The 16,263-nt window shown below is 33.5% G+C and carries 21 protein-coding genes; 12 read left to right on the top strand and 9 right to left on the bottom strand.

Annotation, left to right across the window (positions count from 1 at the left end; all coding sequences use genetic code 11):
* Nucleotides 1-197: 197 nt before the first annotated feature.
* Nucleotides 198-548: a 4Fe-4S binding protein gene (locus QZ659_RS09480; RefSeq protein ID WP_291725381.1), complete on the bottom strand. Its 351-nt coding sequence runs from the start codon at nucleotides 546-548 to the stop codon at nucleotides 198-200.
* Nucleotides 549-684: 136 nt separating this feature from the next.
* Here QZ659_RS09480 and QZ659_RS09475 point away from each other — a divergent pair, with 136 nt between their 5' ends.
* Nucleotides 685-1,230, top strand: coding sequence for a GNAT family N-acetyltransferase (locus QZ659_RS09475; RefSeq protein ID WP_291725379.1), 546 nt, complete (start codon nucleotides 685-687; stop codon nucleotides 1,228-1,230).
* Nucleotides 1,231-1,256: 26 nt separating this feature from the next.
* On the opposite strand, the gene QZ659_RS09470 is transcribed toward QZ659_RS09475, so the two are convergent.
* Complete coding sequence (locus QZ659_RS09470) at nucleotides 1,257-1,682, bottom strand: copper-binding protein (protein WP_291725378.1); 426 nt, start codon at nucleotides 1,680-1,682, stop codon at nucleotides 1,257-1,259.
* Between the two features lie 79 nt (nucleotides 1,683-1,761).
* On the bottom strand, nucleotides 1,762-2,706 hold the full coding sequence (locus QZ659_RS09465; protein WP_291725377.1) for a 5'-methylthioadenosine/adenosylhomocysteine nucleosidase: 945 nt from the start codon (nucleotides 2,704-2,706) through the stop codon (nucleotides 1,762-1,764).
* Nucleotides 2,707-3,198: 492 nt separating this feature from the next.
* Here QZ659_RS09465 and QZ659_RS09460 point away from each other — a divergent pair, with 492 nt between their 5' ends.
* Nucleotides 3,199-3,714 carry a hypothetical protein gene (locus tag QZ659_RS09460; RefSeq protein ID WP_291725376.1) on the top strand — a complete coding sequence of 172 codons (516 nt, stop codon included), beginning with the start codon at nucleotides 3,199-3,201 and terminating at the stop codon, nucleotides 3,712-3,714.
* A gap of 10 nt (nucleotides 3,715-3,724) precedes the next feature.
* Here the strand turns inward: QZ659_RS09460 and QZ659_RS09455 are convergent, their stop codons facing one another.
* From QZ659_RS09455 to QZ659_RS09445, 3 genes are all read right to left on the bottom strand, one after another.
* Nucleotides 3,725-4,666: an AEC family transporter gene (locus QZ659_RS09455; RefSeq protein WP_291725375.1), complete on the bottom strand. Its 942-nt coding sequence runs from the start codon at nucleotides 4,664-4,666 to the stop codon at nucleotides 3,725-3,727.
* Nucleotides 4,667-4,754: 88 nt separating this feature from the next.
* Nucleotides 4,755-5,279, bottom strand: coding sequence for a PRC-barrel domain-containing protein (locus QZ659_RS09450; RefSeq protein ID WP_291725374.1), 525 nt, complete (start codon nucleotides 5,277-5,279; stop codon nucleotides 4,755-4,757).
* Between the two features lie 67 nt (nucleotides 5,280-5,346).
* Nucleotides 5,347-5,994, bottom strand: a complete 648-nt coding sequence (locus QZ659_RS09445; RefSeq protein ID WP_291725373.1) for a hypothetical protein — start codon at nucleotides 5,992-5,994, stop codon at nucleotides 5,347-5,349.
* A 275-nt stretch (nucleotides 5,995-6,269) separates the two neighbouring features.
* Between QZ659_RS09445 and QZ659_RS09440 the strand changes: the two genes are divergently transcribed.
* From QZ659_RS09440 to QZ659_RS09430, 3 genes are all read left to right on the top strand, one after another.
* On the top strand, nucleotides 6,270-6,854 hold the full coding sequence (locus QZ659_RS09440) for an RNA polymerase sigma factor (RefSeq protein WP_291725372.1): 585 nt from the start codon (nucleotides 6,270-6,272) through the stop codon (nucleotides 6,852-6,854).
* 19 nt (nucleotides 6,855-6,873) lie between these two features.
* Nucleotides 6,874-7,374, top strand: a complete 501-nt coding sequence (locus QZ659_RS09435; protein ID WP_291725371.1) for a hypothetical protein — start codon at nucleotides 6,874-6,876, stop codon at nucleotides 7,372-7,374.
* A 104-nt stretch (nucleotides 7,375-7,478) separates the two neighbouring features.
* Nucleotides 7,479-7,955 (top strand): hypothetical protein, encoded by a 477-nt coding sequence (locus QZ659_RS09430; protein WP_291725370.1) that lies wholly within the window; start codon nucleotides 7,479-7,481, stop codon nucleotides 7,953-7,955.
* Nucleotides 7,956-8,084: 129 nt separating this feature from the next.
* Here the strand turns inward: QZ659_RS09430 and QZ659_RS09425 are convergent, their stop codons facing one another.
* Entirely contained in the window at nucleotides 8,085-8,267 is a 183-nt protein-coding gene (locus QZ659_RS09425) for a hypothetical protein (protein ID WP_291725369.1), read from the bottom strand.
* A 273-nt stretch (nucleotides 8,268-8,540) separates the two neighbouring features.
* Between QZ659_RS09425 and QZ659_RS09420 the strand changes: the two genes are divergently transcribed.
* The 3 genes from QZ659_RS09420 to QZ659_RS09410 all read left to right on the top strand — a co-directional run bounded on the left by QZ659_RS09420 (nucleotide 8,541) and on the right by QZ659_RS09410 (nucleotide 10,927).
* Complete coding sequence (locus QZ659_RS09420) at nucleotides 8,541-9,032, top strand: YcxB family protein (protein ID WP_291725368.1); 492 nt, start codon at nucleotides 8,541-8,543, stop codon at nucleotides 9,030-9,032.
* Between the two features lie 81 nt (nucleotides 9,033-9,113).
* Nucleotides 9,114-10,193: an endolytic transglycosylase MltG gene (mltG, locus tag QZ659_RS09415; RefSeq protein WP_291725367.1), complete on the top strand. Its 1,080-nt coding sequence runs from the start codon at nucleotides 9,114-9,116 to the stop codon at nucleotides 10,191-10,193.
* Nucleotides 10,193-10,927 (top strand): metallophosphoesterase family protein, encoded by a 735-nt coding sequence (locus QZ659_RS09410; RefSeq protein WP_291725366.1) that lies wholly within the window; start codon nucleotides 10,193-10,195, stop codon nucleotides 10,925-10,927. Before mltG ends, QZ659_RS09410 begins: the two co-directional genes overlap by 1 nt.
* A 6-nt stretch (nucleotides 10,928-10,933) precedes the next feature.
* On the opposite strand, the gene QZ659_RS09405 is transcribed toward QZ659_RS09410, so the two are convergent.
* Together QZ659_RS09405 and QZ659_RS09400 are read right to left on the bottom strand one after the other, a co-directional pair.
* Nucleotides 10,934-11,425: an SGNH/GDSL hydrolase family protein gene (locus QZ659_RS09405; protein ID WP_291725380.1), complete on the bottom strand. Its 492-nt coding sequence runs from the start codon at nucleotides 11,423-11,425 to the stop codon at nucleotides 10,934-10,936.
* Between the two features lie 155 nt (nucleotides 11,426-11,580).
* Nucleotides 11,581-11,772, bottom strand: coding sequence for a hypothetical protein (locus tag QZ659_RS09400; RefSeq protein ID WP_291725365.1), 192 nt, complete (start codon nucleotides 11,770-11,772; stop codon nucleotides 11,581-11,583).
* Between the two features lie 456 nt (nucleotides 11,773-12,228).
* Here QZ659_RS09400 and QZ659_RS09395 point away from each other — a divergent pair, with 456 nt between their 5' ends.
* The 4 genes from QZ659_RS09395 (at nucleotide 12,229) to QZ659_RS09380 (ending at nucleotide 16,258) form a co-directional block, all read left to right on the top strand.
* Entirely contained in the window at nucleotides 12,229-14,664 is a 2,436-nt protein-coding gene (locus QZ659_RS09395; RefSeq protein ID WP_291725364.1) for a thiamine pyrophosphate-dependent enzyme, read from the top strand.
* Nucleotides 14,665-14,792: 128 nt separating this feature from the next.
* Nucleotides 14,793-15,290, top strand: coding sequence for a hypothetical protein (locus QZ659_RS09390; RefSeq protein WP_291725363.1), 498 nt, complete (start codon nucleotides 14,793-14,795; stop codon nucleotides 15,288-15,290).
* Nucleotides 15,290-15,808: a hypothetical protein gene (locus QZ659_RS09385; RefSeq protein WP_291725362.1), complete on the top strand. Its 519-nt coding sequence runs from the start codon at nucleotides 15,290-15,292 to the stop codon at nucleotides 15,806-15,808. Before QZ659_RS09390 ends, QZ659_RS09385 begins: the two co-directional genes overlap by 1 nt.
* A gap of 36 nt (nucleotides 15,809-15,844) precedes the next feature.
* Complete coding sequence (locus QZ659_RS09380; protein WP_291725359.1) at nucleotides 15,845-16,258, top strand: hypothetical protein; 414 nt, start codon at nucleotides 15,845-15,847, stop codon at nucleotides 16,256-16,258.
* Nucleotides 16,259-16,263 lie beyond the last annotated feature (5 nt).

The raw sequence follows: 16,263 nt of genomic DNA, 5'->3' as shown, positions 1-16,263 counted from the left end.
GAATCTTAATCAATGTTTTCATCATAAGCAACAGATAGGAGAAGCCTAAAATTAAAATTATGAACAGAACATATTTCATAGAATTTATAAATTAGGGATGATAAAAAAATATACAAGTTGTCTTGCTCATATTTTGAATTAGACTGAAGTCTAACATACAATTTTCTCACTCTAAAGAGTAAGCTACAAGGAGCAAATTATTTATCCTCGTGTAACCACGCCTTTTTCAATAGTAATTCTTCTTCGGTTTCTGGAAAGTTTTCATCTGGCACACAACAATCTGCTGGACAAACAAAAGCGCATTGAGGTTCGTCATGAAAACCTTTGCATTCTGTACACTTATCAGCTACGATATAATAAATAAAATCATCTAAAGGCTCATTTTCCTTATGAGCATCCAAAATTTCTCCGTCTTCGGTTTCTACTTGCTTTAAATTTGTTCCCTCTGCAAACGACCAATTTTGCGCTCCTTCATAAATTGCGTTATTAGGGCATTCTATCTGACAAGCTCCACAATTTATACATGCATCTGTAATTTTTAATGCCATTTTATTTTTACTTTTGTCTTGATATACTTTTTCTTTTATGTTTCTCATTAGCTACGCTGATTACTTCGTAATTCTAAAGAATGAGCTACAAGTGCAAAATTAACCAAAATAGAGTTTCACAAAAAACCACTTTACTTTGAATAACAAATATATTTTTACATCTAAAAGATTAGGTTTTAGAAATTGGCTTCCCTCTGATACAGAAAAACTTTTCAAGCTCAATTCTGATAAAGAAGTCATGGAGTTTTTTCCATTCTTACCTTCTTTAGAGCAAACTGAAGCCTTGATAGAAAAAATGACAAGCCAGTTTGAGAAATATGGTTTTTGTTATTTCGCTGTGGATGAGCTAGAAACAAATGAGTTTATTGGCTTTATTGGCATAGCAGAACAAAATTTTGAAGCAGATTTTACGCCTTGCGTAGATATTGGCTGGCGATTAGATAAAAAATACTGGGGAAAAGGCTATGCAAGTGAAGGTGCAAAACGATGCTTAGAATTTGCCTTTGAGGAAAAAGGTTTAGATGCTATAAAATCCGTTGCTCCAAAAATTAATCAAAAATCTATTCGTGTGATGGAAAAAATTGGAATGCAGCATGTAAAGGATTTTAAACATCCAGCTTTGAAAGACGATAAAAGACTAGAAACTTGTGTTTTGTATGAAATAAAAAATCCTATGATATAAAAACCATAGGATTTATGTTGTAGCAATTATTTTTTCAATGTAAGCTCCGTTTCGGCTGGCAGTTTGGTTGCACTTTTTATGAGAAATCCTTCTTCAGTTTTAGTTATTTCAAAAGTACCTTTATCTTCTGCTGCAAGTTCTGCTACAACGGCAGCATCAGCTTTAAAATCCATTTGCATCGCCATCATTACGTCTGGGATAGCTTCATGATTTAGAGTTACTGTTACTTGACCTGTCTCATCGGCTTCTGTCATACTTACAAGCTGTCCACGAACAGTATATATTTCTTCCTGTGAGGTCTCTTCAGTAGTTTGTGAAGTTTCATCTACGAGGGTTTCCTCTGCTAAAAGTTCGATTTCTTCATTTGGAGTTTCTTCTACATTCTCCTTTTTTTCAGACTGACAAGCAAACATCATTGAAGCTGCTAAAGCCAACATAGCCATTTTTTTCATTGTAAATTTGAGTTTGTGATAGAATAATTAAATTATGAGCGAGCAATTTAATCAAATTATCTTTATCATCCTTTTATTACTATTCTGTTTTGTTTATCTTCTTGTTTTCTTTTTCAAGTAGAAAAATAAGTTCACTTACTAAGTGTGCTGCATTAAATGATGCTACTTTGAGAAATTTTTTATAGAGTTTGGCTGCATTTTCATCGGCTGTATCGCTAATACTTCTGATAATTACAAAAGGCACTCCTTGCTGATAACACACTTGAGCCACTGCTCCTCCTTCCATTTCTACGGCTTTGGCTTCAAATTCTTTCTCCAAACGGTTTTTGAATTGTGTAGAGGCTACAAAAACATCTCCTGTAACGATTGTCCCTGTGTTGATGGTTGGTTTTCGCTTGGCATCGTAGGTTCTGATAAATTTTATTCTTGCTTTATCGCCTGCTTCTTGTGTTTTTGCTATGAGTAAGGAATCACAAGGAAAAAATAGTGGGTTTGAAGTCTCGTCGTAGTCAAAGGTTTTCCAAACAGTTATGCCCTCGGTGGTAAGTTGTCCGAAATCGTGTTGGGCTGCTCGTTCGCCTACTACAATATCCCCAGGTAATAATTCTGCATCTATTCCTCCAGCAATTCCAGTAAAAATTACTTCTGTTGGATTAAAATGTTCTAATAAAAGGGCAGCTGTCATAGCAGAATTTACTTTTCCGATACCCGATTTTACCACCACTACATCACGAGTACGCATCTTGCCTACTGTAAAAGTAACTCCCATAATAACGGTATCTCTTTTGGGATGCACTTTGAGTTTAAATAAATCTACCTCTACTTGCATAGCTCCAATCACTGCTGTAAAAGGTTTACGATTCGGATTTTTAAGTTCTTGTCTTTGGCGAGCAGAGAGTTCATTTTTCTTTCCTTCATCTGCATTTTTTTCAATATCGGATGCTGTTTGTGCTACTCCAAAGAAACAAATCAGACTGAAAAAACTACATAAAAACACAAAAGCTATTTGAGATAACTTATTCATACACTTAGATTAGGTTCAATTTATAAAACAAAAGATGCCACAAAATAAGCAACTTTTTTTAAAACATATTTACAAAATAAAACTACACACAAAAACCTAGCAAATCTATACAACCTAAATCTATTCGGCTAGTAATAGTTTTGCCCTTATTTTATCGGTTTGCTCTACGAAACTGACCTTATTCCAATTAGGTCAGACCAGTACCAATGCAATTTTTAGGTGTAGTTTAATTTTTATTTTGGTGTAAATACTTATGCTTAGAAAAGTTGTTTAAGACCTGAAAGTGAGCGAAGCTAATGTATTTTCTCAACCGTAAACGAGGTTTAGAACCGTCGTTTAGGGAAGTTTATCCTCGTTGAGTGCTGCATTTTGAGCCTCAACGACGGTTATTTTTTCATTCTTAAACAACTTCAGAGTTTCTTTGTAGAAATGTAAATCCTATTTTTATCAAAGCTCGTACCTATTGTCAAACCATCTCACAATCATAATTCAATGTTGCATATACATAGACTGGAAAAAATAAAACACGCTGATTTTTTATCTGAAAATCGTATAGACCCAATTTCTCTTGATGCTATCGCAGCAAATAATGAGGTGGTGATTTGTGCAAGCTGTAAATCTGTATTTTTATTAAGCTCTTGGGAATATATTGGTAAATCGCACTGTGGACAGAATGAAACGCTGAAAGAACTACCCCAAACTCAAAACATCGTAGTTTCCCAAAAAGAAGAAGATTTTGAAAAAATTAAAACTCATTCAGTAGCTGCAACAAGGAAAACAGAAACGACAGAAGAAAACACATTATCGTTTGATGTTTTTGCATTTGTTGGGTCTGCCTTTGGATGTATTTATTTTATCTATTTGCTTGACCATAATATTAATTTTGGGACACTTCTATCTCTAGGTATTTTTGCTCCTTTTATATATATAATTTTGATTTGGATAAAGTCTAGCTTTCTCAATTTTTTCAGCTTCCTAAAAAATGAAATAATGAAGCTCTTAAATTAGCTTACCCTTTCTAAATACTATTCAAAAATAAAAACCATAAATAAACACTTCCAATAGAAACTGGAATACCAATCGCTAACAAAAAGCCTCCTAATTTTGGATTGAGGTCATATTCTTGTGCAAGCAAAACGCCTGTTACCATAGGAGCCATAGCAGCTTCTAAAACCCCAACGTCGAAAGCCATATTTTTTTCTGTAAAAACAATCAAATACAAACCATAAATAGCTAAAGGAGCTACAAAAAGTTTGTAAAGCAAGCCAAAAAAGAAAGGATTTATTAAACTAAAGTTTTCTTTATTAAACTCTATTTGAAGCCCAACAGAAAAAATAGCTAGAACAACAAGTGGCTGTGCTAGGGTTTTCAAAACTGCTTCCAATGTTGTGCTAATATGTTCTACTCCTTCAAATGGAATCAATAGTAGAGCTACCAAAAAAGCTATAAAAGGAGGGAAATAAAAGAGTTTTTTTAAAATTATTTTTGATGAAGATTTTTCTCCAGCATAGTTCATCGCCACAATAACACCAACTGTTGCCACCACCAAAAATGAACCAGCTTGGTCACATACAATAGCGTATTGTAAAGGTTCTTGTGAATTATATAAAAATTCTAGTAAGGGGAAACCAACAAAAGAAGTATTACAAAGTCCACACGCCAATACCAAAGAACCTTCAATTTGTCTATTCCAACCAAATAACGTTGAAAGTCCTCTAAAGAACAGAATGCTTAACCCAAAAACTACCCAAGCCATTGCAGCTAGCCAAATGAGTGATAAGGAAAACTCCAACTTTGGAATATAAACTAGAGCCAAGCAAGGCAAAGCCACCCAAATAATGTAAGTATTTATTCCTTTGTAGGAATCTTTTGGAAAGGAAGGAATCTGTTTTAAAACAAATCCTAGAACCAGACAAATAAAAATAAGGAGTAGATTTTCCAAAACGCTTTTTTTACGCAAAGTACAAAGTTATTTGCACAAAAAAAACCTTATTTCATTTTTCTGAAACAAGGTTTTTTGTATCTGTACAATAAGTTTTTTACACTTCCTAGAATTCTGCACCTCTTAGGAATCTACTACCGTACATGGTTTTGTTATCATATTTAGTAGCCTCGCTATAATCTGCTGCTTCACGCCCAACATAAGGTTGTAATTCTACCTTTGAATGTTTTTCGTAATATTCATGTATAAGGCGTTCGTAGTCGACATCAATATCTGAACCATCATAATGTGGATAGTCAATGAAAGCATCTGCATCAATAGAGTCTATCTGTACGATTTCTAAATCTTCTTTGAGTTTAACAAGTCCGATGGGAACAACGATGTGTTTATGTACACCTCCTGCTTTGCGAAGACTTTCATCTACTGCAACATCTAAATATAAGATTCTTCCTAGCTCTTTTGAAGCTATTAATCCTCTTACTTTTCCTACTCTAAACTCTTTATCAGCTATTACTTTCCAACCTACTACATTATCGTAGCCGTCAGCTATTTCATAACCACTAAGGTCTTCTAATCTTTCTAAAGTGATTTCATCATAGAAATCTACTGTATTATCTGTTTTGTCTGCCATAATAATTAAAAATAAAGTTTAAAAAATGAGATAAATGGTTTTGGTAATTTATTTTTCAAAAAACCTTCTATTCTTCCATAGCAATTTTCTGCATTACCATTGCAGTCTTGTCAATAAACTCCTTAACATCAGACTTCTGATTTAAAGTCAATGTATTTGGGTCAATATCTCTAGCTTCCTTCTTTAAATTTGTGTCATTAGATGTATAAGCTAATTTATTTAAAGCTGTGCTTACTTTCAAAAAAGCTGCTCTAATATGGTCTGCATGGTCAGTTTCCTTCCAGTTTTTTTGAATATCATCTGCTGCTGCATCCAAATCACTGTGTAATGCTTTTGCATTGATTTCATCTGTCATTCCTTTCTGCTCTGCAAGCGCTACAATAGCATCTCCCATATAACGAAGCGATTTACCTGTATATTCGTGGTGAACACCCATTTCTGCGTCTTCTTCATAACCATTTTCTTCGTTTGCAAAAGCCACAAAAGTATTTACTTCTAAAGGAATAAGTTCTGTTCCTACTACTGTTGCATCATCTACTGGGGTAATTTCATTGTCTGGCAATTCATCTGCCATAGCCACATTATCATTATTTTTCTCGTAAATATCATCTACTTGAAATGCAAAATAAACACCTCCAAGTACTGCTGCGAGTAAAATAAGTCCTAATATCCAAGGAACAATTGGGGTTTTCTTTTTAATTTTAATCTCTGCCATAATAAAAAATAGGTTTTAGTTAAAAAAATTGAGTTGTAAAAAAATGAACTCTGTTAGTTGAAATTCTTGCTTATATAACACTTTCAGAACACCTTTGTTTAAAAAAATCTAACTTTAACTTTGATTATTACTAACAAATAGGCATTCAAAACCTACTCTAAAAACATTTTTTCTGCCTTTTTATACTTTTTTTGACATCAAATTAAACCTTTCTTAAAAACTTGTGTCTAATAGACAAAACCATTAATTATTAATAACTAACTTAACTTTTTTCTTTGTCAGAAACGATTCCATATCAAGCAGAACAGGAACAGATTTGGATTGAGCAGTTACAAAATCCGAACACAAACTCTAAGCAGCGTACGATTGCCTTTGATGGAATTATGCGCCTACACAGGCGAGCCATTTATTCACATATTAGAAAAATGGTGATCAGTGCAGACGATACAGATGATTTGTTGCAAGAAACTTTTGTTAAGGTGTGGAAAAACATCGACAAATTTAAAAATGAATCTAAACTCTATACTTGGATTTATAGAATTGCGACCAACGAAACACTGCGTTTTTTAGAACGAAAAAAGAAAAAATATGGACTTCAGATGAATGAAACTTCTGAAGAACTAATGAGAAATTTAGAAAGTGATGAACAGTTTTCTGGAGAAGAAGTACAGCAAGCTCTTCAAAAAGCACTTTTGACTCTGCCAGACAAACAGCGTTTGGTCTTCAATATGAAATATTTTGATGAGATGAAGTATGAAGATATTTCACAGATAGTAGATACATCTGTCGGTGCATTGAAGGCATCTTATCATTTAGCTACTAAAAAAATTGAAGCCTATTTAAAAGAACATTACCAATAAAATTAAATCAAGACGTGCTATGAAATTAGATGATATACCTAAAAAACACCCCTTCAAAATACCAGACGAGGCGCATTTTGAAGCTCTGTCTAGTAAAATATACGCTCAAATAGAAGAGTTAGAAAAAAACAGTGAGAAGCAAGAGGAGCAAAAAGAAGCAACATCTATTTCTATTCAATCAGAAAATAAAGCCACTTCTTTTTGGGTAAAACCTCAAATTATGGGAATTGCTGCGACATTACTTTTACTTTTGGTGGCTACCTTTGGAGTTTATAAATATGAGACAAACAATGAGGAAGAAAAAACACTTGCCGTTTCAGAAAAACAGCTAGATTTTTCAGCCATTCCAACAGAGCAAATCAGTAATTTCTTATTAAATGAAGATATTTCTGAAACAGAACTTATTAGTTTTATACCCCAAAACTCTACTTTAGAAATAAATGATGTCTTGGAAGAATCTGACCTTAATTCTATTGATAATGAATCTTTAGACTTGATGTTGGAAGAGGAATATCTTTAAATTAAAATAGTAAGTGGTAAATGAAATACCGTTTTCTCTGTGTTCTCTTTTAACTCTGTGGTTCATAAATTATACTATACAACAAAGACAAACTATCAAAATCTATGAAAAATAAATTCTATATCGCTTTTATATTTTTTCTCTTCACTTCTTTAACAGCCTTTGCTCAAAGAGGAAAACGAGGGGGAGAGGAAATGAGTGAACAGCTCAAAGCTATGCGAGTAGCCATGATTACTCAAAACCTCAATCTTTCTTCGGATGAGGCAGCCAAGTTTTTTCCTATTTATAATGAATTTTCTGAAAAAAGAGAGAGTATAAAAAGACAACTCAAAGACAACAGAAAAGGAAGCAGAAACCTTACAGGCTCTGCATTAGAAGCCTCATTCAAAAAATCTTTTGAACTGCGTGAGCAGGAAGTAGCTTTAGAAAAACTCTACTTTGAAAAATTTAAAACTGTCATTTCAGTAGAAAAAATAAGAGAACTCTATCATACCGAAAGGCAATTTAGAAGAATGCTCTTGAAAGAACTCGCCAACCGAGGAGGGCATCGCCTGCCAGATGATGATGAAGACGACCATTAAGGAAAAAACAAAAACAGGGAAAGAGCTAGTCTCTTTTCCTGTTTTTGTTTTTTCGTTTTTGGCAGTTGAGAAGGAGCAGAGAAAAATACTCATAAACGCAAAAGTTAGTAGTAACTACTTTCTCAGTCTCTACTCTTTTTCGTTATTATTTGATTGTGTATTTTCTTCTTTCTCTTCAGTTTTATCATCTATAACTTCCTTTTTGAAAGAATTAAAATAAGTTACTTTTCCTTGAAAATCTTTTTTCTTTTCTTTCCAAGAAACAAAAAATAACCAATATATGAATATGATTATGCCGAAATAGACCAGCATTTCTTTTAAAAAGATTTACAATGTATTCTATAAAATCCATATTTCTATTATTTATACCTTTGCTAATATTCTAAAGAAATAAGACAAACAAAAAAAGTGCTACCACAAACCTACTAAAACTTTAACCTTTTACAGCCATCCGAAATGAAAGCTCAACAAGAGTAGGAAAGAGTAAGTCTTTTCCCTTGTTTTTATTTTATTTTGCTTAATTTTGCAGTCAAATTAAAATAGTGATTCAAATTATAAAAAAATTCATTCTGAATTCATTTTTCTATGATTGTCAAAACAAAAAAATATAAATTAGACCCAGATGTTTACGTCAAAATTTCATTTGTAAATGCCTTAAAAGAATGGTGGTGGGCTTGGCTTATTCCCCCTGCTATATTTCTTATTTTTCTTGCCTTTGGCTTGTGGGGTTGGGGCTTAGGCGTAGCAATTACATTGTCTGGTCTGTATCTTCTTTTTTGGTACATTCAGTTTAAAGGACTTACGATGCACGAAAAGTCAAAACCACTTTTTGAAAAATATGCCTACGACATCAATAGCAAACGCATCATGATGATGATAGATGCCAAACGTGGTTCAGAAATCAAGTGGGATAGAGTTATTAAGGTAGAAAAAAGAGAAGACGCTTTTGTTCTTTATCTCTCAAAATTTGAATTTTTGTACTTTCCTTTCAACATTTTCAAATCTGAAAATGAAGTAAAATTTGTTGAAACAGTTATCCGTCGCAAAGGGTATTTGAATACAGAAATTAAAAAATAAAAAAGACCCTAAGAGTTTTAGCTTCGCTGACTTGTCAGTTCAAAAACCCTTAGGGTCTAATCAAACAAAGATTAGAGTATCATGGCTACTTCAAACAAAGACAATTCGAAAGGTAAAATCAGTTTAAAATATAAGATAATTTTAGGCGTATTTGCAGGCTTATCTGTTTTTGTGATTGCGACAAGCTATTACATTTATCAGATGGCATATACTCCAAATGTCTTGACTCAAAAAGGAGCAAAAGAACAAGTTTTGTACATTCCAAAAGGAATGAAATATGACGAACTTGCCAAGAAACTCCGTACAGAAGGGACAATTCAACACCCTGTTGCTTTTGGCGTATTTTCAAAGTGGCTAGGATATGTAGATAATGTAAAAGCAGGGCGTTATATTCTTACTCCAAAAACAAATACGATTGATTTTGTACGCCAACTTCGTTCTGGAAATCAAGCTCCTGTAAATGTTACCTTTAACCAAAACTTGCGTTTCTTAACAGACCTTGCAGGAAAAATAACAAACAACTTAGAACTAGATTCAGCAGAGTTTGCTACTTATTTGCAAGATGAAAGCACAGCAAAAGAGTTTGGTTTTGACAAGGACAATTTTATCTCTATGTTCATTCCCAATACCTACGAAATGTACTGGACAGCTACAAAAGAGGAAGTAGTGGAGAGAATGAAAAAAGAATATGATAAATTTTGGACAGACAAACGAAAAGAGTTAGCTAAAGCAAAAGGACTTTCTCAAAAAGAAGTAGCTATTTTGGCTTCTATTGTAGATGCAGAAACTCGTTATGCTGATGAAAAACCTCGTGTAGCAGGTGTTTACTTGAATCGTTTGGAAAAAGAAATGCTCTTACAAGCTGACCCAACACTTGTTTTTGCTCACAAAGATTTTACTATCAAAAGGGTCTTGAATAGCCATAAAGAAATCGAATCGCCATTCAATACGTATAAATATGCTGGTTTGCCTCCTGCTCCAATTCGCTTACCATCTATTTCTGGATTAAATGCTGTTTTGAATGCAGAAAATCACGAGTATATATTTTTCTGTGCAAAAGAAGACTTATCTGGCTATCACGCTTTTGCCAAAACAAATGCAGAACATGAAGCCAATGCAAGACGTTATCACAGAGCATTGAATGAGAGAGGAATTAAATAATGAATTTTCCTTTCAAAATAGCTACAGATTCTAAACAAACCAAAGGTAGAAGATTAGTCATACCAGATATACATGGCTGCTCTTCTACCTTTCGTGCTTTACTCCAAAAAATCAATCTGACAAAAGATGACGTATTGTTTTTCTTAGGAGATTATATCGATAAAGGTATTGATAGCAAAGGAGTAATTGACGAGATTCTAAGGCTTGAATCAGAAGGATATACTATTTTTTTACTACGAGGAAATCACGAACAAACACTTTTAGAAAGTATAGAAGAATACCCAGAAAATCCTCTTATTTTTCATAAAGCCTACAAACTTGAAAACTTGCTACATCATACAGGACAGATAGAAGAAAAATATCACACATTCTTAAAAAATCTGTATTTCTATATTGAGTTAGAAGATTATTTTTTGGTTCATGCAGGATTTAATTTCGATGCCGAAAATCCTTTTCAAGACTTCGAAGAAATGTTATGGTTACGTGATGTTTTTTATGATGAAGAACTTGCCAAATCTAAAGCCATAATCTTTGGACATCAGCCTACTCCACTGATTGATATTCAATACGCTATACAAAATAATTCTAAAGTTATCTGCCTTGATAATGGAGCAGTTTTTTATGATTTTGCAGCACAAGGCTATGGCAAACTTTTGTGTTTTGATTTGGATAGTAAAAAGCTATTTTTTCAAAAAAACTTAGAACAACAAAGACTAGAATCTAATCTGATTTAGAATTCTTTATTTGTTAAGCATCTTCATCACGTCTTTTGCCATCAAATCTACCCATTCTTTATACATCTGCCCAGAAGGATGAAGTCCATCACTAGCAATGAGCGTTTTGTCTTGAGCTGCTTTTCTTGAAATTGGCGTTATGTCAAAATATTTTACTTTGTATTTCAGTGAAATCTGTTTATTTATTCTATTATAATAATCTATCTCACTAGCTATTTTTTGAGTATCCAAATTTTTACTTTTGGCAAAATCTGTCATTCCGTAATCTGGAATTGAAATCACAAATACTTTTGAAGCATCTTTTGCAGCCAAACTAATTGCCTTTTGCAATAGTTTTTCAAAACGTTGTTCATATTTCGTGCTATCTTCTCCATCGTATTGGTCGTTTACTCCAATGAGAAGAGATACAATGTCATATTTTTGTTTTAAGTCTTTTCGTTGTTCTGCCAAACGAATCGCTGTCAAGAGTTCTTCGCATGTCCAACCTGTTTTTGCAATGATTTTGGGTTCTTCAAAATTAGGGTAAACGCACGAAAAAAAAGTATAGCCATTTAAATCAAATAGAAGCTCTTTTTTACTTTGATTATTTATATTACTCTGACAAGTAAAGTTTATTTAAAGCTAAGTGAGCTAGTATAAAAAGTTTCGTGCGTTTACCCTACTTCAAAATAAATTTTGTTTTTATCTTGATTATTTTTTGATAAAAATTCAATTCTTTCAGCAAGCTGTACAGGATAACGCTCTCTTATTTTTACACTTTCTCCGATAGTATAGGAGTCGCCTAGAGCAAGGTAATTTATTTTAGCAATTTCTTTAGAGTCTTTATCTACTGATTTCTGTGTCATACAAGAAGCTAAACATACTGTACAAACAAAGAATAAAAAGAATGGAAATATTTTGAACATAATTGATAAAGGGGATAAATAAAATTGAAGCAGTTAGATTTTAAAGGGTAAAATAGCTTTTTTTGGTATAAAAGTCTATAATTTCTTATTCTGACACATTGTTCAAATCTCTTCTGTATTTCTTACTATCTGCCAAACAAAAGAGAATAAAATAGGATTAAAAGCATACAAAAGGTATTGAAAAACACAAACCTCTCAAAATGAAGACTTTACAAAAGCACAGTTTTATGAAAATTTTAGATTTCCAAATATGCCTCTAGTTTGTTAAATTTGTAAGCATCACATTTAAACAAGACCCTCAAATTAGTAAAAACTCGTAGGGTCTGATGCAATGATACCTCTACTGGAACAAACACACATAAATTATAATTTAATAAAATTAAGCTATCTAAAGTTATGCAGACAAAAGAAACGCTAAAAGAATCTACGCCTACAAATACAAGTTTTGATACAAAAGAAGTCTTGAAACACTATCGTATCGGTTGGGAAAGCCGAAATGCCAGTCTTTTAGGACGAAAAGAAGTATTTGCAGGGAAAGCCAAATTCGGAATTTTTGGAGATGGAAAAGAAGTTCCTCAGATTGCGATGGCAAAGGCGTTTCAAAAAGGAGATTTTCGTTCGGGTTATTACCGAGACCAAACCTTTATGCTTGCTTTAGAAGAAATTACTTTAGAGCAGTATTTTGCACAGTTATATGCTCATACAGACCTAGAAGCTGACCCAGCTTCGGCAGGTCGCCAGATGAATGGACACTTTGCTACTCGTTCAATAGATGAGAACGGAGATTGGAAAAACCTTACAGAACAATATAATTCAAGTGCAGATATTTCTCCAACAGCAGGACAAATGCCTCGTTTGGTAGGATTGGCACTCGCTTCAAAAACCTATCGCCAAAATGCTGATATTTTATCAGAATACACTAAATTTTCAAAAAATGGAAATGAAGTAGCTTTTGGAACAATCGGTGATGCTTCTACTTCGGAAGGACTTTTTTGGGAGGCGATAAATGCTATGGGCGTGCTTCAAGTGCCAGTAGTAATGTCGGTTTGGGATGATGGCTATGGAATTTCTGTTCCTAAAAAATATCAAACTACAAAAGAAAGTATTTCGGAAGTCTTATCTGGTTTCCAAAGAGACGAAAATCATAAAGGCTATGAAATCATCAAAGTAAAAGCGTGGGATTATGCTGAACTTTGCCGAGTTTATGTAAAAGCAGCCAACCTTTCTCGTACCGAACATCAGCCTGTTCTGATTCATGTAGAAGAAGTTACACAGCCACAAGGACACTCTACTTCGGGTTCGCATACTCGTTATAAGCCAAAAGAGCGTTTGGAGTGGGAAAAAGAATACGATTGTTTGTTGCAAATGCGTAAATGGATTCTCTCAGAAGGAATTTCGACAGAAGAAGAACTAGATAAAATAGAAAAAGATGCTTTTGCAAGAGCTAGAGACGCAAGAAATCATGCTTGGAAAATCTTCAATGAAGATATGCAAAAAGACCAAGATGAAGCCCTAAATTTGATAGAAAGAGCAGCTAATCAGTCTTCTAACCAAAATATTAAAAATGAATTATTAGACATCCATAAGACGCTCAAAACTACGCTCAATGCAATGCGTCTGGATACAACTAAAGCCGTAAAAGCTGCACTCCGAACACTCAAAAATGAGCTTGAAAACCCTGTTCGTGTAGATTTAAAACTTTTCATTGACAGAACAAAAGAAGAAAATTACGACCGTTATAACTCACACTTGTATTCTGAAACAGAACTTTCTGCTTTGAATGTAGAAGAAGTAAAACCTACTTATTCAGAGGATAGTCCAGTAGTAGATGGAAGAGAAGTATTGCAAGCATGTTTTATTGAAGCATTTGAGAAAAATCCTTTGGTAGTTGCCTTTGGAGAGGATGTGGGTAAAATTGGAGACGTAAACCAAGCCTTTGCAGGTCTGCAAGAGAAGTTTGGAGAAAGCAGAATCACAGATACAGGTATCCGTGAAGCAACCATTATGGGACAAGGAATTGGAATGGCAATGCGTGGATTGCGTCCGATTGCTGAAATTCAATATTTAGATTATTTGCTTTATGGTTTGCAAATTTTGTCAGATGATTTGGCTTGTTTGCGTTACCGTACGAAAGCTGGACAAAAAGCACCACTCATTGTCCGTACTCGTGGACACCGTTTGGAAGGAATTTGGCATGCAGGTTCGCCTATCGGAACTATTTTAGGTGCGCTTCGTGGAATGTATGTTTTAGTACCTCGTGATATGACACAGGCAGCAGGTTTTTACAACACTATGCTCAAATCTGATGACCCAGCACTTATTATTGAATGTCTGAATGGCTACCGTTTGAAAGAAAAAACACCAGATAACGTAGGAGAATTTACTGTTCCTTTGGGTGTTCCAGAAATTTTGAGAGAAGGAAAAGATGTTACAGTTGTTACCTACGGTTCTATGTGCAGAATTGTGATGGAAGCAGCCGAGCAGCTAGAGAAACTAGGCGTAGATATAGAAGTAATTGATGTTCAGACACTTCTTCCGTTTGACCGTCATCATATCATTTTGGAATCTATCAAGAAGACCAACCGTGTTATTTTTGCTGACGAAGATGTAGAAGGTGGTGGAACAGCCTACATGATGCAAAAAGTTCTAGATGAGCAAAATGCGTATCGTTTCTTAGATTCTAAGCCTGTTTGTGTTTCGGCACACGACCACCGTCCAGCTTACGCAACAGATGGCGATTATTTCTCTAAGCCAAATCCGGAAGACATCACAGAAGCAGCTTATACTTTGATGCACGAGTTTAATCCACAAGATTTCCCAGAACTCTATTAATCATTTTTTAGACTGATTTTTGCTGAAAATTTTAATAAGTAGCTTATATAATTTATAGGCTACTTATTTTTGTAAAAAACTTTAAGTATTGAATTACGGTTTAAGATGTTGAACAAACCAATTCATTTATGAATACTGCACCATTAGAATTATCGCATAGTTTATTAAAAACTATTGATTCATTATTTATAGAAAATAATATATCCAAATATTTTAAAGATGTTGTAGTGGTTGTTTTGGCTATTCTGTTTTTTCCTATTTTATATTTTGCTTTTTGGATAGTTGCTCTAATTGCATTTTTTATGATACGTAAAAGCTATGCTGAAAAAATCAACTTCAAAAGTGCCGAAGAATACAGACAAAGCAGAATAGCTTACGATGAAGCCTTGCCTATTGCTAAGGAAAATGAAATTATCTTTACTAAGTTAAAGGAAATAAGTAAAATAAGATATTTTATTTTCTACCCAATACGACTAATTTATAAGCCTTTTGAATGGTACTGTAAAAAAGTCAAAAAAGAATTTGAAAAACTAGATAGACCAACTAAAGAAGGAGATTTGTTTGAATCTATTTCAGAAGAAGAGATGTGGAAAGAACGTCCATCTGTTTACAAATATAGAATATAATGTTTAATACTCCTTACAAGTTTAACTACTTAGGTCATACTAAAACGAAAACAGAGCCTTTCAACAAACTACATAAATTTGCTTTCAAATGTCGCTTCAATCATAGATATATTGTAAGAGTAGAAGAGTATGAAAACTTAGTGTTTGTAGTAAAATTTTATTTAAAGAATCATGAGAATTCAGATAAAAAATACCAGTTATTGAGTGGATTTAATGATGTAGCTCGTGTAATTTCTACAAATATCGAAATAATGTTTTGGTTATATCAGAAAAATGACCTTTCCTTGTTTGGTTTTATAGGTGCAAATTCAGAAGACGAAGAGGTAGCAATGTCTAAAAGATTTAAAGTATATAGTAAAGTTATGTTACGCTGTTTTTCTCCAAACAAATTTTTCCACAGAAAAAGCTCTACAAACAGTGCCTACCTCCTCCTCAACAAAAAACACATAGAAACTGAAGAAAACTTAGAAGAACTCATCAAAGAAATGTTCATAAAATATTATGATATGTCTTTGTAAAAATATTTACTTACTTAAATTTTAAAACTATAACAAATGCTCTACGACCAAGCTAATTCCCACATAGATAAAGAAGAGTTTATGGAACTCTCTATCGAACACGCCCATACACATATTGGAATATTTTTGAGTTGGATTGTTACTAATGACCTCGCAAGCGAAGATTTTGAAGATGAGGCAGGTTTGCAAATTCGAAATCTACTACAACGCTCTATTTCTTGCTGCATTTTTAGTGAAATTTGGGACGGTGTTGTTTCTGATGAAATGCTCAATGAGGAAGCGCAAAAATTTACGAAAGCCTATTACGGAGGAGGAAACTATATTGAAGATTACAGAAAAATATTTCCACAATACGAATGTATGTACTTGGTAGAAGATACGTGGGAAAATTATGAGAAAGTAGCCAAAGTATTGGATATGCGTTTTAAGGAATGGAAAAATATGAAATAAAAATT

The sequence above is a fragment of the Bernardetia sp. genome (assembly GCF_020630935.1).
Classification (GTDB): Bacteria; Bacteroidota; Bacteroidia; order Cytophagales; family Bernardetiaceae; genus Bernardetia.
Note: the sequence above shows the minus strand (reverse complement) of the source record. Positions and strands in the feature narration are given on the sequence as shown.

Excerpts from the sequence above, each read along its gene's own strand:
- QZ659_RS09435 (WP_291725371.1), top strand. The coding sequence starts at position 6,874 with ATGAAATTAGATGATATACCTAAAAAACACCCCTTCAAAATACCAGAC.
- QZ659_RS09425 (WP_291725369.1), bottom strand. The coding sequence starts at position 8,267 with ATGCTGGTCTATTTCGGCATAATCATATTCATATATTGGTTATTTTTT.
- QZ659_RS09460 (WP_291725376.1), top strand. The coding sequence starts at position 3,199 with ATGTTGCATATACATAGACTGGAAAAAATAAAACACGCTGATTTTTTA.
- QZ659_RS09450 (WP_291725374.1), bottom strand. The coding sequence starts at position 5,279 with ATGGCAGACAAAACAGATAATACAGTAGATTTCTATGATGAAATCACT.
- QZ659_RS09430 (WP_291725370.1), top strand. The coding sequence starts at position 7,479 with ATGAAAAATAAATTCTATATCGCTTTTATATTTTTTCTCTTCACTTCT.
- QZ659_RS09395 (WP_291725364.1), top strand. The coding sequence starts at position 12,229 with ATGCAGACAAAAGAAACGCTAAAAGAATCTACGCCTACAAATACAAGT.
- QZ659_RS09380 (WP_291725359.1), top strand. The coding sequence starts at position 15,845 with ATGCTCTACGACCAAGCTAATTCCCACATAGATAAAGAAGAGTTTATG.
- QZ659_RS09465 (WP_291725377.1), bottom strand. The coding sequence starts at position 2,706 with ATGAATAAGTTATCTCAAATAGCTTTTGTGTTTTTATGTAGTTTTTTC.
- QZ659_RS09480 (WP_291725381.1), bottom strand. The coding sequence starts at position 548 with ATGGCATTAAAAATTACAGATGCATGTATAAATTGTGGAGCTTGTCAG.
- QZ659_RS09400 (WP_291725365.1), bottom strand. The coding sequence starts at position 11,772 with ATGACACAGAAATCAGTAGATAAAGACTCTAAAGAAATTGCTAAAATA.
- QZ659_RS09470 (WP_291725378.1), bottom strand. The coding sequence starts at position 1,682 with ATGAAAAAAATGGCTATGTTGGCTTTAGCAGCTTCAATGATGTTTGCT.
- QZ659_RS09420 (WP_291725368.1), top strand. The coding sequence starts at position 8,541 with ATGATTGTCAAAACAAAAAAATATAAATTAGACCCAGATGTTTACGTC.
- QZ659_RS09410 (WP_291725366.1), top strand. The coding sequence starts at position 10,193 with ATGAATTTTCCTTTCAAAATAGCTACAGATTCTAAACAAACCAAAGGT.
- QZ659_RS09390 (WP_291725363.1), top strand. The coding sequence starts at position 14,793 with ATGAATACTGCACCATTAGAATTATCGCATAGTTTATTAAAAACTATT.
- QZ659_RS09445 (WP_291725373.1), bottom strand. The coding sequence starts at position 5,994 with ATGGCAGAGATTAAAATTAAAAAGAAAACCCCAATTGTTCCTTGGATA.
- mltG (WP_291725367.1), top strand. The coding sequence starts at position 9,114 with ATGGCTACTTCAAACAAAGACAATTCGAAAGGTAAAATCAGTTTAAAA.
- QZ659_RS09385 (WP_291725362.1), top strand. The coding sequence starts at position 15,290 with ATGTTTAATACTCCTTACAAGTTTAACTACTTAGGTCATACTAAAACG.